General features: G+C 62.0%; 13 protein-coding genes and 1 riboswitch. Of the genes, 11 read left to right on the forward strand and 2 right to left on the reverse strand.

From position 1 onward, the window contains the following. Positions 1-123 precede the first annotated feature (123 nt). From ACOYXG_RS07830 to ACOYXG_RS07850, 5 genes are all read left to right on the forward strand, one after another. On the forward strand, positions 124-1182 hold the full coding sequence (locus tag ACOYXG_RS07830) for a DUF2066 domain-containing protein (RefSeq protein ID WP_027614052.1): 1059 nt from the start codon (positions 124-126) through the stop codon (positions 1180-1182). Between the two features lie 34 nt (positions 1183-1216). After that, positions 1217-2290, forward strand: coding sequence for an AI-2E family transporter (locus tag ACOYXG_RS07835; RefSeq protein ID WP_027614053.1), 1074 nt, complete (start codon positions 1217-1219; stop codon positions 2288-2290). Positions 2291-2509: 219 nt separating this feature from the next. Further along, positions 2510-3214, forward strand: coding sequence for a DnaA regulatory inactivator Hda (hda, locus tag ACOYXG_RS07840; protein ID WP_025111852.1), 705 nt, complete (start codon positions 2510-2512; stop codon positions 3212-3214). A 225-nt stretch (positions 3215-3439) separates the two neighbouring features. Further along, positions 3440-4054 (forward strand): C40 family peptidase, encoded by a 615-nt coding sequence (locus ACOYXG_RS07845; protein ID WP_007962885.1) that lies wholly within the window; start codon positions 3440-3442, stop codon positions 4052-4054. Between the two features lie 220 nt (positions 4055-4274). Continuing rightward, entirely contained in the window at positions 4275-4811 is a 537-nt protein-coding gene (locus ACOYXG_RS07850; protein WP_027614054.1) for a C40 family peptidase, read from the forward strand. A gap of 131 nt (positions 4812-4942) precedes the next feature. Here ACOYXG_RS07850 and ACOYXG_RS07855 read toward each other — a convergent pair whose 3' ends face one another. Together ACOYXG_RS07855 and ACOYXG_RS07860 are read right to left on the reverse strand one after the other, a co-directional pair. After that, entirely contained in the window at positions 4943-6256 is a 1314-nt protein-coding gene (locus tag ACOYXG_RS07855) for a PQQ-dependent sugar dehydrogenase (RefSeq protein ID WP_096797404.1), read from the reverse strand. 66 nt (positions 6257-6322) lie between these two features. Continuing rightward, a complete protein-coding gene (locus ACOYXG_RS07860) occupies positions 6323-6907 on the reverse strand; it encodes a hypothetical protein (protein WP_027614056.1) in 585 nt (194 codons plus the stop codon). Between the two features lie 164 nt (positions 6908-7071). Further along, positions 7072-7301, forward strand: a riboswitch (cobalamin riboswitch). Positions 7302-7382: 81 nt separating this feature from the next. Between ACOYXG_RS07860 and cobO the strand changes: the two genes are divergently transcribed. The 6 genes from cobO to ACOYXG_RS07890 are packed head-to-tail and all read left to right on the forward strand — an operon-like array spanning position 7383 to position 13376. Next, positions 7383-7994 carry a cob(I)yrinic acid a,c-diamide adenosyltransferase gene (gene cobO / locus ACOYXG_RS07865; RefSeq protein WP_027614057.1) on the forward strand — a complete coding sequence of 204 codons (612 nt, stop codon included), beginning with the start codon at positions 7383-7385 and terminating at the stop codon, positions 7992-7994. After that, the gene (locus tag ACOYXG_RS07870) at positions 7991-9340 is read left to right on the forward strand and encodes a cobyrinate a,c-diamide synthase (protein ID WP_460356885.1); all 1350 of its coding nucleotides are present in this window, start codon (positions 7991-7993) and stop codon (positions 9338-9340) included. The genes cobO and ACOYXG_RS07870 overlap by 4 nt, the downstream gene beginning before the upstream one ends. Before the next feature lie 47 nt (positions 9341-9387). Then, positions 9388-10038: a 5,6-dimethylbenzimidazole synthase gene (gene bluB / locus ACOYXG_RS07875; RefSeq protein WP_460356888.1), complete on the forward strand. Its 651-nt coding sequence runs from the start codon at positions 9388-9390 to the stop codon at positions 10036-10038. After that, entirely contained in the window at positions 10035-10943 is a 909-nt protein-coding gene (gene cbiB, locus ACOYXG_RS07880) for an adenosylcobinamide-phosphate synthase CbiB (RefSeq protein ID WP_097087506.1), read from the forward strand. Before bluB ends, cbiB begins: the two co-directional genes overlap by 4 nt. After that, on the forward strand, positions 10936-11928 hold the full coding sequence (gene cobD / locus ACOYXG_RS07885) for a threonine-phosphate decarboxylase CobD (RefSeq protein ID WP_027614061.1): 993 nt from the start codon (positions 10936-10938) through the stop codon (positions 11926-11928). The genes cbiB and cobD overlap by 8 nt, the downstream gene beginning before the upstream one ends. Further along, positions 11925-13376: a cobyric acid synthase gene (locus tag ACOYXG_RS07890; RefSeq protein ID WP_460356893.1), complete on the forward strand. Its 1452-nt coding sequence runs from the start codon at positions 11925-11927 to the stop codon at positions 13374-13376. Before cobD ends, ACOYXG_RS07890 begins: the two co-directional genes overlap by 4 nt. The last annotated feature ends 155 nt before the right edge of the window (positions 13377-13531 follow it).

Raw genomic sequence — 13531 nt, forward strand, 5'->3', positions numbered from 1 at the left:
TCGTTATCACTGTGCAAAAACTTACCGCTAGCGTGTGAATGTTTTGCGATGGCAGATTGTCACAGCCTTGCTTAACCGGTTCACGCGGCCTGTTCCAGCCGCTCCTGTCGACGGGAATTTTCCATGCGTTTTTGTAAATTGTTGGTTGTGGGTTGTTTGTCGTTGGTCAGCCTGGCGAGTCATGCCGAAAACCTCAAAGGTCTCTATCAAGTGCGCCAGCCAGTCAGCAGTCAGGCGCCGGAAGAGCGTGACCGCGCCACTCAGGCGGCACTGGATACGCTGGTGTTGCGCCTGACCGGTGACCCCAAGGCTCCGCAGAATCCGGGGCTGGCAGCGATTCGCAAGGATCCGCAGCAGATCATCAGTCAGTTCGGTTTCGATGCCGGGCCGCCGGAGGTGCTCAAGGTCGATTTCGATCCGGCCACCACCGAGCAGGCGCTGCGTCGCGCCGGGCTGTCATTGTGGGGGGCGAGTCGGCCGTCGATTCTGAGCTGGTGGCTGAACGATTCGACTGAAGGTTCGAGCCTGGTCGGCGACGGTCAGGCAGCGGCTGCACCATTGCGTTCTGCGGCTCAGCATCGCGGCTTGCCGCTGCGTCTGCCGCTGGCGGATCTGAGTGAGCAACTGGTGGCTACCGCACCAGTGCTGGATGGCACCGATCCCGCGCCATTGCGCGGCGCTTCGGAGCGTTACGGCGCGGATGCGTTGCTGGCGGTGCATGCGCACGAAGAGGGCGGGCAGTGGCAGGCCAAGTGGCATCTGTGGCTGGGTGATCAGAAAGAGGCCGGCAGTGTGCAGGGCGCCGACCAGGCTGCCGTGGCCGATGCGGTGATGCTGGCGGTGGCCGAGCGTCTGGCGCCGCGCTTTGTCGCCAAGCCTGGTGCTTCGGGCCAACAGACCCTGGAAGTGCAGGGCATGAATCTTGAGCATTACGCCACACTGCTGCGGTTACTCGAACCCTTCGGTGTGCGTCTGCAAAGTGTCGATGGTGATCGCATCGTGTATCGGGTCAACGGCAGTGCCGATCAGTTGCGCGCGCAGTTGTCGTTGGCGAAGTTGCAGGAGTTGCCGGCCGAAGCACCGACGCCAGTGGCAGCGCCGCAGCCAGCGGTGGCAGGTGCAGCGCCTGTTGCGGCTCCAGCGCCTGCACCGGTAGCACCTTCGTTGCGGTTTCGCTGGTAAGTCTTTCCTTATATAGAAGCAGTGGGAGTGGTAAATGGCCGATACGCGGCGTTGGTTCTGGCTCGGTGGGGTAGTCCTGCTTTGCGCGTTTGTGTGGTTGCTGCATCCGATCCTCACGCCGTTTCTGGTGGCGTTGCTGCTGGCGTATCTGTTCGATCCGCTGGTGGATCGGTTGGAGAAACTCGGTTTGTCGCGAACCTGGGGTGTGATCGCGGTGTTCGCCTTGTTCACTCTGATCGTCACCACGTTGCTGTTGGTGCTGGTGCCGATGCTTGCCAAGCAGTTGGTGCGTTTGTATGAGTTGGCGCCGCAAATGCTTGACTGGCTGCAGCACACGGCGCTGCCGTGGGCGCAATCGAAGCTGGGCCTGTCTGACGGCTTCTGGAAGTTCGACAAGGTCAAGGCGGCGATCAGCGAACACATGGGGCAGACCACTGACATCGTCGGTGTGGTGCTGAGTCAGGCGACGGCCTCGAGTCTGGCGCTGATCGGCTGGCTGGCGAATCTGGTGCTGATTCCAGTGGTGAGTTTTTATCTACTGCGCGACTGGGACGTGATGATGGCCAAGATCCGCAGCCTGTTGCCGCGTGATCGTGAAGAAACCATCGTCTCGCTCGCCGGTGAGTGCCACGAAGTGCTCGGCGCGTTCGTGCGCGGACAGTTGCTGGTCATGCTGGCGCTGGGCGTGATCTACGCAGCGGGTCTGATGATTGTTGGTCTGGAATTGGGGCTGTTGATCGGCCTGATCGCAGGCCTCGCGGCAATCGTGCCGTACATGGGTTTTGTGATCGGTATTGGCGCGGCGCTGATTGCCGGGCTGTTCCAGTTCGGTGGCGACCTGTACCCGATGATCGGCATCGTTGCGGTGTTCATGGTCGGGCAGGCGCTGGAAGGCATGGTGCTGACGCCGCTGCTGGTCGGCGACCGGATCGGCCTGCATCCGGTGGCGGTGATCTTCGCGATCCTGGCCGGCGGCGAGCTGTTCGGCTTTACCGGAGTGCTGCTGGCATTGCCGGTGGCGGCGGTGATCATGGTGCTGGTGCGTCACGTGCACGATTTGTACAAGGACTCGGATATTTACAGCGGGGCAGATGAGCCCGAGTTGTAATCCGATCACGGGCGGTCCGGCATTGTGCCGGGGTGGCCCGGGTTTTGCGGCGGGTTCGTTCGATACCGCGTCAGAGAAACTGTCATAAAACCAGCGTGTTAACGCAAACCTTTGATTTTGCTTGGGGTCTGTCGCATTGTGCGCTCAGCTTCACGGGTATAAACTTCGCAAACTTTACACAGAGGCCACTAACGGTTCCTTGAGAACTGTTCAGTCAGCATGAAACCGATTCAGCTGCCCCTAGGTGTGCGTCTGCGTGACGACGCCACCTTCATCAACTACTACCCAGGCGCCAATGCCGCTGCACTCGGCTATGTCGAGCGCCTATGCGAAGCCGACGCCGGCTGGACCGAAAGCCTCATCTACCTGTGGGGCAAGCATGGGGTAGGGCGTACGCATCTGTTGCAGGCGGCGTGTCTGCGTTTCGAGCAGATGGGTGAACCGGCGGTGTATCTGCCGCTGGCCGAGCTGATGGATCGTGGTATCGAAATCCTCGACAACCTTGAGCAGTACGAACTGGTCTGCCTGGATGACTTGCAGGTGATTGCCGGCAAGCCGGACTGGGAAGAGGCGATGTTTCATCTGTTCAACCGCCTGCGTGACAGCGGTCGACGTTTGCTGATTGCCGCTTCAACCTCGCCGCGCGAGCTGCCGGTGAAACTGGCTGACCTCAAATCGCGCCTGACCCTGGCGCTGATCTTCCAGATGCGGCCGCTCTCCGATGAAGACAAATTGCGTGCCCTGCAATTGCGCGCGTCGCGTCGCGGTCTGCATCTGACCGATGAAGTCGGACACTTTATTCTGACTCGCGGCACCCGCAGCATGAGTGCATTGTTCGACCTGCTCGAACAGCTGGATCAGGCCTCGCTGCAGGCGCAACGCAAGCTGACGATTCCGTTCCTGAAAGAGACCCTTGGTTGGTAGCCAGCCCTTGAAATACGAGGCTTTCAGCACGTTTCGACATATTTCAGGCGCCAGAAAATCCGCGTTTCCGCAACGCATGCAGACCGCGTATCGAGTCAAATGGGCTTAAGCGCTTAGATGTAAACGAGAAACCGGGAAGTCACAAAAAGATCGATTGAATTTGCAAATGAGGCCGATAGCGGGCATAGTCTCGGCTTCTTTACAACTTCAGCCACGGTCGTGCCCATGCTAAATCGCTTCGCACCCCTCGTGCCTCTCGCACTCGTCACCCTGTTGTTCGGTTGCGCTGCTCATTCTCCAGTTCAAGAGCAGCCTCAGCAGGTTAAAAATTCTGCCACTGCCCAGTCTTCCGTTATTTACCAGGAAGAGCTGGACACCGAAAAAGAACTCTCGGACTTCAACAAGAAGCCGTACGAGCTTCCGGTTCTGGCCGACAGTATCCTTGAACGCGGCATGTCCCTGATCGGTACCCGTTACCGTTTCGGCGGCACCTCTGAAGCCGGCTTCGACTGCAGCGGTTTCATCGGTTATCTGTTCCGCGAAGAAGCCGGCATGAATCTGCCGCGCTCCACCCGTGAAATGATCAACGTGGATGCGCCTCTGGTCTCGCGCGGCAACCTTGAGCCCGGCGATCTGCTGTTCTTCGCTACCAATGGTCGTCGCGGTCGTGTAAGCCACGCCGGGATTTACCTGGGTGACAATCAGTTCATCCACTCCAGCAGTCGTCGCAGCGGCGGTGTTCGCATCGACAGCCTGGGTGACAGCTACTGGAGCAAGACCTTCATCGAAGCCAAGCGCGCCCTCGCGATGGCTCCGACCGTGGTCACCGCTCGCAAGTAATTCCCCCGTTGTCGCCACGTCCGTGGCGACAAAAACGGTGCTTGGCAAGGGAGTAGACCTAGACTTTACAAGGTGAAGTTAAAGTCTTACTTGAAGTTTGCCGCGTAGCCGCTAGAATCCTGTATCTATATTGATGGCAAACCGCCTGCGTGCTCCGCAGGCGGTTTTGTTTCTGTCCATTCGGCAGAGAAAGCCGCAGCCAGATCAGGATGTTCTGCTTATGACGATGTCGGCCCGCCTCACAGTGATTTTCTTCGCAGCGCTGCTCAGCGCCTGCGCCAGCCGCACTCCGCCGCCTGCGCCCGTGGTACGCGCTCCGGTGGTATTCGGGCCTTCCCAAGCTTTTTCGCCGGCTGCTGAAGACGTGCTGTTTCGCGCGCTGGGCCTGGTTGGCACGCCTTATCGCTGGGGCGGCAACACACCGGATTCCGGGTTTGATTGCAGTGGCCTGATCGGTTTCGTCTACCGCGATGCCGCCGGTATCTCTTTGCCGCGTTCGACGCGCGAGATGATCGTGATGCAGGCGCCGAATGTCGGCAAAGAGGGTTTGCAGACCGGCGACCTGATCTTCTTCGCCACCAATGGCGGCTCGCAGGTCAGCCATGCGGGGATCTACGTCGGCGAAGGGCGCTTCGTGCATGCGCCGGCCACCGGCGGCACGGTGAAGCTGGACAGCCTGTCAAAGGCTTACTGGCAAAAGGCGTATCTGAGCGCCAAGCGGGTGCTGCAGCCGGAGCATCTGGCGCATAACCCGTAGTAAAAATCGCAGCCATTCCAATGTGGGAGCGAGCCTGCTCGCGAAAGCGGTGTATCAGTCAACCCAATGGAGGCTGACACTACGCATTCGCGAGCAGGCTCGCTCCCACAGTTGTTTTGGGGCGTGTCAGATTACTTGGCGGACGAAACCCGCCAAACCTTGTTCCCCACATCATCCGCCACCAGCAAACCACCTTGCTGGTCGATCACCACGCCTACCGGGCGACCCAAAGCGTTCTCGTCCTTGTCGAGGAAACCGGTCAGCACATCCACCGGTGCTCCGTTCGGCTTGCCAGCGGCGAACGGTACGAAAATCACTTTATAGCCACTGTGCGGTTTGCGGTTCCATGAGCCGTGCTGGCCAATGAAGGCGCCTTCCTTGAACTGCGCCGGCAGGCTGTTGCCCTCGGCGAAGGTCAGGCCCAGCGAGGCAGTGTGCGGGCCGACGGCGTAGTCCGGGGCGATAGCCTTGGCCACCAGATCCAGATTCTGCGGCTTCACCCGCACATCCACGTGCTGACCGTAATAGCTGAATGGCCAGCCATAGAAGCCACCGTCCTTGACCGAGGTGATGTAGTCCGGCACCAAGTCGCTGCCGATCTCGTCACGCTCATTGACCGCTGTCCACAGCGCACCCGTGGTCGGTTCCCACGCGAGGCCGTTGGGGTTGCGGATGCCCGAGGCGAAGATCCGGTGGTTGCCGGTGGCGCGATCAACTTCCCAGATCGCCGCGCGACCTTCTTCTTTATCCAGACCATTCTCGCCGACGTTGCTGTTCGAGCCGACAGTGACGTACAGCTTGCTGCCGTCCTTGCTGGCGATGACATTTTTGGTCCAGTGATGGTTCAGCGTGCCGCCCGGCAGATCGGTGACTTTGATCGGCTGGGTCTTGATCTCGGTCGCGCCGGATTCGTAGTGGAAGCGCAGCAGGCGATCGGTGTCGGCGACGTACAAATCGTTACCGACCAGGGTCATGCCAAACGGCGAATTGAGGTTTTGCAGAAACACCGTGCGGGTCTCGGCCACGCCGTCGTGGTCGGCGTCGCGCAACAGGGTGATGCGGTTCGGGCTCGGCACACCAGCGCCGGCCTTGCCCATGACTTTCTTCATCACCCAGCCACGAATGCCGCTGCTGTCGTCAGGCTTGGGCGGAGCGTTGGTTTCCGCCACCAGCACGTCACCGTTGGGCAGCACGTAGAGCCAGCGCGGATGATCGAGGCCTTCGGCGAATGCTGCGACCTGCGTGCCGGCTGCAGCGGTCGGTTTACCGCCGGCGGGCCAGCCGACCGCCGGGGCGATGTTCACCGTCGGGATCAGGGTTTTGTTTGGTTCAGGCAGCTTCGGTGACGGACCGGTGCCGTCAGAAACTTGCAGGCTGGAGGATTCACCGCAGGCGGCGAGCCCTCCGGCGAGGGCGATGACGAGAGCGAGTTGGGTTTTGCGCATTACTGATCTTCCCTATGAATGCATGCCTAATCATAGAGGAGTGCGCGCACCCGATGGTTCAACCGCTCAACCACGGGCCTCTTTGAACAGCACGGCGATGCCTGGGTGATAGTTACCCGCTTCGCTGCGCAACTTGCGGTAGGCGTAGGGGAAATACCAGGCCACGGCGCAGCAGTGTTCCTTTTGCAGGTCGTCGACCATGTCCTGCAACTCTTCGGGGCTGGCGCTGTGTTGGGCTTTTTGCGGGGCGACGAACAGGCAACCGAGCTTGAGGTCGCTGGCAAAACTGATGCGTTTGGCGTCGCTGGTGATGTCCAGCAGGGCCTGGGTCAGATTAAGGTTGTTGACCCGTGGCCAGCGCTGGGTCGCCTGAAGGTAGGCGCGGTCTTCGGCGCCGGCGATGAACAGATCGGCGCGGGCATTGCGCTCGCCATCCTCGTTCTGCTTTCGGGTCGAGGTATCACAAAGGGTCACCAGCTCGGCCATCCAGGCTGCCGCGGAGAGCAAGCCGAGATTGGCTTTCTCGTCATGCCAGTAAGGGGTGTCGTTGTCGCCGCGAATGGCGTTGTAGCGGTCGATACAGTCAAACCAGCGTTCAAGCATCGGGCGCAGGAATTCCAGGCGCGGGTTGCTGATGATCATGCCTTGCATCGTCATCATCCTTATTGTTGTGGTGTGCTTTTTCAAACAAAAGCATGGCTCTTTGATATCACTTGTCTCAGTGTGGCACAAGATTGGCGTCAGATAATTGATCGACGGCAGTTATTCGCCCGACGGCCCCCTCTTTAATTGACGCTCCACCCCCAACCCTCTAACCTTCGCGGCTTGTTTCAGGTGCTCTGTGACGCGTGTCGACAGAGTGAAACAGGGAAGCCGGTGAGGGTTGTCTTCAGGCGAAGCACGATCACGATCCCGGCGCTGCCCCCGCAACGGTAAATGAGTGAAAACTGTGCATTGAGCCACTGTGTCGACGACGCGGGAAGGCGCGCAGTCAGGCGATTCGCCGCTCGTGAGCCCGGAGACCGGCCTGATCCATCCAGCGGCATCACGGTGGGCGATGCCAGGCTTTTTGCCGTCTATTCTTGTGCCTGCCCGCCGTTATCCAGCCTCAACGGAGAGCTCCCCCATGACCGATTCCCCCGAGCGCGACGAACGCCATCTGGCGCGTATGCAGCGCAAAAAAGCCGTGATCGACGAACGCATCGCCAATTCGCCTGACGAATGCGGTCTGGTGCTGGTGCTCACCGGCAATGGCAAAGGCAAAAGCAGCTCGGCGTTCGGCATGCTCGCCCGCGCCATGGGCCACGGCATGCAGTGCGGCGTGGTGCAGTTCATTAAGGGCCGCAACAGCACAGGCGAAGAACTGTTCTTCCGCCGTTTCCCCGAGCAAGTGCGCTTTCACGTGATGGGCGAGGGTTTCACCTGGGAAACCCAGGATCGCCAGCGTGACATCGCCGCCGCCGAAGCCGCGTGGGAAGTGTCCCGCGAGCTGCTGCGTGATCCGTCGATCGGCCTGGTGGTGCTGGACGAACTGAACATCGCCCTCAAGCACGGCTACCTCGATCTGGATCGAGTGCTCAGTGACTTGCAGGCGCGTCCGCCGATGCAACACGTGATCGTCACCGGTCGCGCGGCCAAGCCGGAAATGATCGAGATGGGCGATACCGTCACCGAAATGGGCATGCTCAAACACGCCTTCCAGGCCGGCATCAAAGCGCAGAAAGGCGTCGAACTTTGAATCAACCACGTCACTGCCCGGCGGTACTGATCGCCGCGCCGGCCTCCGGTCAGGGCAAGACCACCGTCACTGCCGCGCTCGCTCGCTTGCATCGCAACCGGGGGCGCAAGGTGCGCGTGTTCAAGTGCGGCCCGGATTTCCTCGACCCGATGATTCTCGAGCGCGCCAGCGGTGCGCCGGTGTATCAACTGGACATGTGGATGGTCGGCGAGCAGGAAAGCCGCCGCCTGTTGTGGGAAGCCGCCGCCGAAGCCGATCTGATCCTGATCGAAGGCGTGATGGGCCTGTTCGACGGCACGCCGTCCAGCGCCGATCTGGCGCGGCATTTCGGTGTGCCGGTGCTCGGCGTGATCGACGGCACCGCCATGGCCCAGACCTTCGGCGCATTGGCGTTGGGGCTGGCGCGTTACCAGCCGGACCTGCCGTTTGCCGGCGTGCTGGCCAACCGTGTCGGCACCTTGCGTCATGCGCAATTGCTCGAAGGCAGCCTCACCGAAGGTTTGCGCTGGTACGGCGCATTGTCCCGCGAGACCGGGATCGAGTTGCCGAGCCGCCATCTCGGTCTGGTGCAGGCCAGTGAACTGAATGATCTGGATCTGCGTCTCGACGCGGCGGCTGAAGCACTGGCCAGCAGTTGCGAGGTAGCGCTGCCACCGGCCGTGGAATTCGCCGCGCCTGAAATGATCAGCGCTGAACCGCTGCTCGACGGCGTGCGCATTGCTGTCGCTCGCGATGAGGCCTTTGCCTTCACCTACGGCGCCAGTCTCGACCTGCTACGGGCGATGGGCGCCGAGTTGAGTTTCTTCTCGCCGATCCGCGATACCCAACTGCCCGAGGCCGACAGTCTGTATCTGCCCGGCGGTTATCCGGAATTGCACCATGTCGCGCTATCGCAAAACGTGGCAATGCTTGATGCAATCCGTGCGCACCACGCCGCCGGCAAACCACTGCTCGCCGAGTGCGGCGGCATGCTCTATCTGCTCGACGCGTTGACCGACGTTGACGGCACCCGCGCCGAACTGGTGGGGCTGCTGCGCGGTGAGGCGGTGATGCAAAAACGTCTGGCGGCACTGGCACTGCAAGCGGTGGATCTGCCGGAGGGCTCGCTGCGTGGGCACACCTATCACCATTCCCTGACCAGCACCGAACTGACGCCGATTGCCCGGGGCATCAGCCCGAATGGCGGGCGCGGGGCCGAGGCGGTATATCGGGAAGGGCGGATGACGGCGTCGTACGTGCATTTCTACTTTCCGTCGAATCCGAAGGCGATTGCCGCATTGTTTGCGCCAGAATGTCAGGCCGCCTTCGCGAGCAGGCTCGCTCCCACAGGGGATCGCGTTTCTTGAGCAAGCACCCCGTCCAATGTGGGAGCGAGCCTGCTCGCGAAGAGTCCATGACCGACAACACATTCTCCGAAGCCGAGCGCCAAGCCGTCTACCGAGCCATCGCCGAACGCCGCGACATGCGCCACTTCACCGGCGGCACGGTCGAACCGGAGCTGCTGCGCCGTCTGCTGGAAGCCGCGCATCAAGCGCCCAGCGTCGGCCTGATGCAGCCATGGCGTTTCATCCGCATCAGCGATCGCGCCTTGCGTGGGCAGATCCAGAGCCTCGTCGAAGAAGAACGCGTGCGTACCGCCGAAGCCCTCGGCGAGCGCAGTGACGAGTTCATGAAGCTCAAGGTCGAAGGCATCAACGACTGCGCCGAAGTCCTGGTCGCGGCGCTGATGGACGATCGCGAAAAACATATTTTCGGCCGTCGTACGCTGCCGGAAATGGACATGGCCTCGCTGTCCTGCGCGATTCAGAACCTGTGGCTGGCGTCCCGTGCCGAAGGGCTGGGCATGGGCTGGGTGTCGCTGTTCGAACCGCAGGCACTGGCCGATCTGCTGCAGTTGCCGGCCGGAGCCAAGCCGCTGGCAGTGTTGTGCCTGGGGCCGGTCAAGGAATTCTATCCGGCGCCGATGCTGGTACTCGAAGGGTGGGCGCAGGCGCGGCCGCTCAATGAGTTGCTGTACGAAAATTATTGGGGAGTGAGTCAATGAGTGTGGCGTTGTTGAGTGTCGCCGCGGTCGCGCTGGATGCGCTGCTGGGTGAACCGAAACGCTGGCATCCGCTGGTGGCGTTCGGCAATTTTGCCGGACGCATCGAGCGCCGTTTCAATGCGGGCGGGCGCGGCTGGCGCAGTCACGGGGTCACCGCGTGGGTGATCGCCGTGCTGCCGCTGACCTTGCTCGCCACCGCGTTTTCCTGGGCACCGTACGTGGGCTGGATCGTCGAGATTCTGGCGCTGTATTGCGCCCTCGGCATGCGCAGCCTCGGTGAGCATGTCGCGCCAGTAGCCGCCGCCTTGCGCGCCGATGATCTGGAAGAGGCGCGCAAACGCGTCGGCTATCTGGTCAGCCGCCAGACCAGCGAACTGGACAGCACCGCCGTTGCGCGCGCGGCCACTGAGTCGGTACTGGAGAACGGCAGTGACGCGGTGTTCGCCGCGCTGTTCTGGTTTGTCGTGGCCGGCGCGCCGGGCGTGGTGCTCTATCGCCTGAGCAATACGCTCGACGCTATGTGGGGCTATCGCAACGAACGCTTCGAACGCTTCGGCTGGTGCGCGGCAAAAATCGACGACGTGCTCAACTACATTCCGGCCCGGCTGGTGGCGCTGACCTACGCGCTGCTGGGCAACACTCGGCTCGCCTGGAAATGCTGGCGCAGCCAGGGCCCGCAATGGGACAGCCCGAATGCCGGTCCGGTGATGGCGGCCGGTGCCGGTGCATTGAATGTCGAACTGGGCGGCCCGGCGATCTATCACGGCGAACTGCATGAGCGTCCGCAACTGGGCGAAGGTTCGCCGGCCGATGCCGATTCGATTGATCGCGGCTGGCAATTGGTCCAGCGCGGGGTATGGTTATGGCTGCTGATTCTCTGCGTGGGGGCTGAATTCTATGCTTGAGCACGGTGGCCGGCTGCGCAAGGCTGCACTCGATTACGGGATTGCCGAGGCTGACTGGCTCGACCTCTCCAGCGGCCTCGCGCCGTGGCCGTTTGCGGTGCCGGAAATTCCGCTGCGCGCCTGGGCACGCTTGCCGGAAACCGATGACGGGCTGGAACAGGCCGCGTGTGATTACTACGGCGCTTCGCAGGTGCTGCCGGTGGCCGGTTCGCAGATGGCGATTCAGTTGCTGCCGCGTTTGCGCCGCGCCGGCAAGGTCGGTGTGTTGTCGCCGTGTTATGCCGAGCACGCCGAAGCCTGGCGCCGCAGCGGTTACATCGTGCGCGAAGTGCTGGAGCAGGAAGTCGAATTCTTCCTCGACAGCCTCGACGTGCTGGTGGTGGTCAATCCGAACAACCCCACCGGCCTGAGCCTGACCCCGGCGCGACTGCTCGACTGGCACGCGCGGCTGGCCCAGCGTGGCGGCTGGCTGGTGGTCGATGAAGCGTTCATGGATAACACACCGCAGCTGAGTCTGGCGCCGCATACCCACCAGATCGGTTTGATTGTGCTGCGTTCCTTCGGCAAGTTTTTCGGTCTGGCCGGTGTGCGTCTGGGCTTTGTGCTGGCCGAGCGCAAGTTGCTCAGATTGCTCGCGGAACAGGTCGGACCCTGGGCGGTCAGCGGGCCGACGCGGGTGCTCGGTCAGGCTTGCCTGCAAGACACCGAAGCGCACACCCGGCAACGCATTCGCAGCGATGAAGCCAGTGAACGCCTCGCGTTGTTGCTGGAGCGCTATGGCTTCAAACCTCAGGGCGGTTGCGCGTTGTTTCAGTGGCTGATCACCGAGCACGCGCCTGCGCTGCACGAGTTCATGGCCCGACGCGGCATCCTCCTGCGCATCTTCACCCACAACAGCAGCCTGCGTTTCGGCCTGCCTGCCAACGCCGCTGAAGAAGCGCGTCTCGAACAGGCGCTGCAAGCTTTCGCCAAGGAAACCCAATGACAACCTTGATGGTTCAGGGCACCACGTCCGATGCCGGTAAAAGTACGCTGGTGACGGCGCTGTGCCGCTGGGCCACCCGTCAGGGCGTGGCGGTGGTGCCGTTCAAACCGCAGAACATGGCGCTCAACAGCGCGGTGACCGCCGACGGCGGCGAGATCGGCCGGGCGCAAGCGGTGCAGGCACAAGCCGCGCATCTCGAACCGCACACCGACATGAACCCGGTGCTGCTCAAGCCCAACAGCGATACCGGCGCGCAGGTGATCATCCATGGCCGCGCGGTCACCAGCATGAACGCGGTGGCGTATCACGACTACAAAGCCATCGCCATGCAAGCGGTGCTCGCGTCGCATCAACGGCTCAGCGCGGCGTATCCGCTGGTGATGGTCGAAGGCGCTGGCTCGCCGGCCGAGATCAATCTGCGTGCCGGCGACATCGCCAACATGGGCTTTGCCGAAGCGGTGGATTGCCCGGTGCTGCTGATCGCCGACATCAATCGCGGCGGCGTTTTCGCGCATCTGGTCGGCACCCTGGAGCTGCTGTCGCCGAGCGAACAGGCGCGGGTCAAGGGCTTCATCATCAACCGTTTTCGCGGTGACATCGCCTTGCTGCAACCCGGACTCGACTGGCTGGAGCAGCGCACCGGTAAACCAGTGATCGGCGTGTTGCCTTACGTGATGGATCTGCACCTGGAAGCCGAGGACGGCATCGACCAGCGCCAGACCGACAAGGCCGAGCAGGTGCTGAAAGTGGTGGTGCCGGTGCTGCCGCGCATCAGCAACCACACGGACTTCGATCCGCTGCGCTTGCATCCGCAGGTCGATCTGCAATTTATCGGCCCGGGGCAGGCGATCCCTGCCGCCGACCTGATCATCCTGCCCGGCTCGAAAAGCGTGCGCAGCGATCTGGCGTATCTGCGCGCCAACGGCTGGGACGCGGCGATTAATCGGCACTTGCGCTATGGCGGCAAGTTGCTGGGGATCTGCGGCGGTCTGCAAATGCTCGGCGAGCAAGTGCACGATCCGCTGGGCCTCGAAGGCGCACCGGGTTCCAGTGCAGGTCTGGGCTTGCTGGCGTTCGAAACCACGCTTGAAGCCGAGAAGCAGTTGCGCAATGTACGCGGGTGTCTGGCGCTGGAAAACGCCAAGGTCAGTGGCTATGAAATCCATGCCGGCGTGACGGTAGGGCCGGCGCTGGAGAACGCGGCGGTGCATCTGGATGACGGTCGTTGCGATGGCGCGCAGAGTCTGGACGGGCAGGTGTTCGGCACTTATCTGCACGGCTTGTTCGAGTCGCCGCAAGCCAGTGCCGCGTTGCTGCGCTGGGCCGGGTTGAGCGAAGTGCAGGAGGTGGATTACCACGGCTTGCGCGAGCGCGATATCGAGCGGCTGGCGGATCTGGTGGAGCAGCATCTGGATACCGGGCTGCTGCGTCAGCTCTGCGGGATTTAGGCTGGCTGTTACGGCCTCTTCGCGAGCAGGCTCGCTCCCACGTTGGAACGCATTCCCATGTGGGAGCGGGCTTGCTCGCGAAGGGGCCGGTTGCCTCAATACATAAATGACAGAACATCTCCATCCACCACAGGGGAGTGAGGTGTTTCAGCCAC

This window comes from Pseudomonas sp. G3-39 (genome assembly GCF_054790485.1).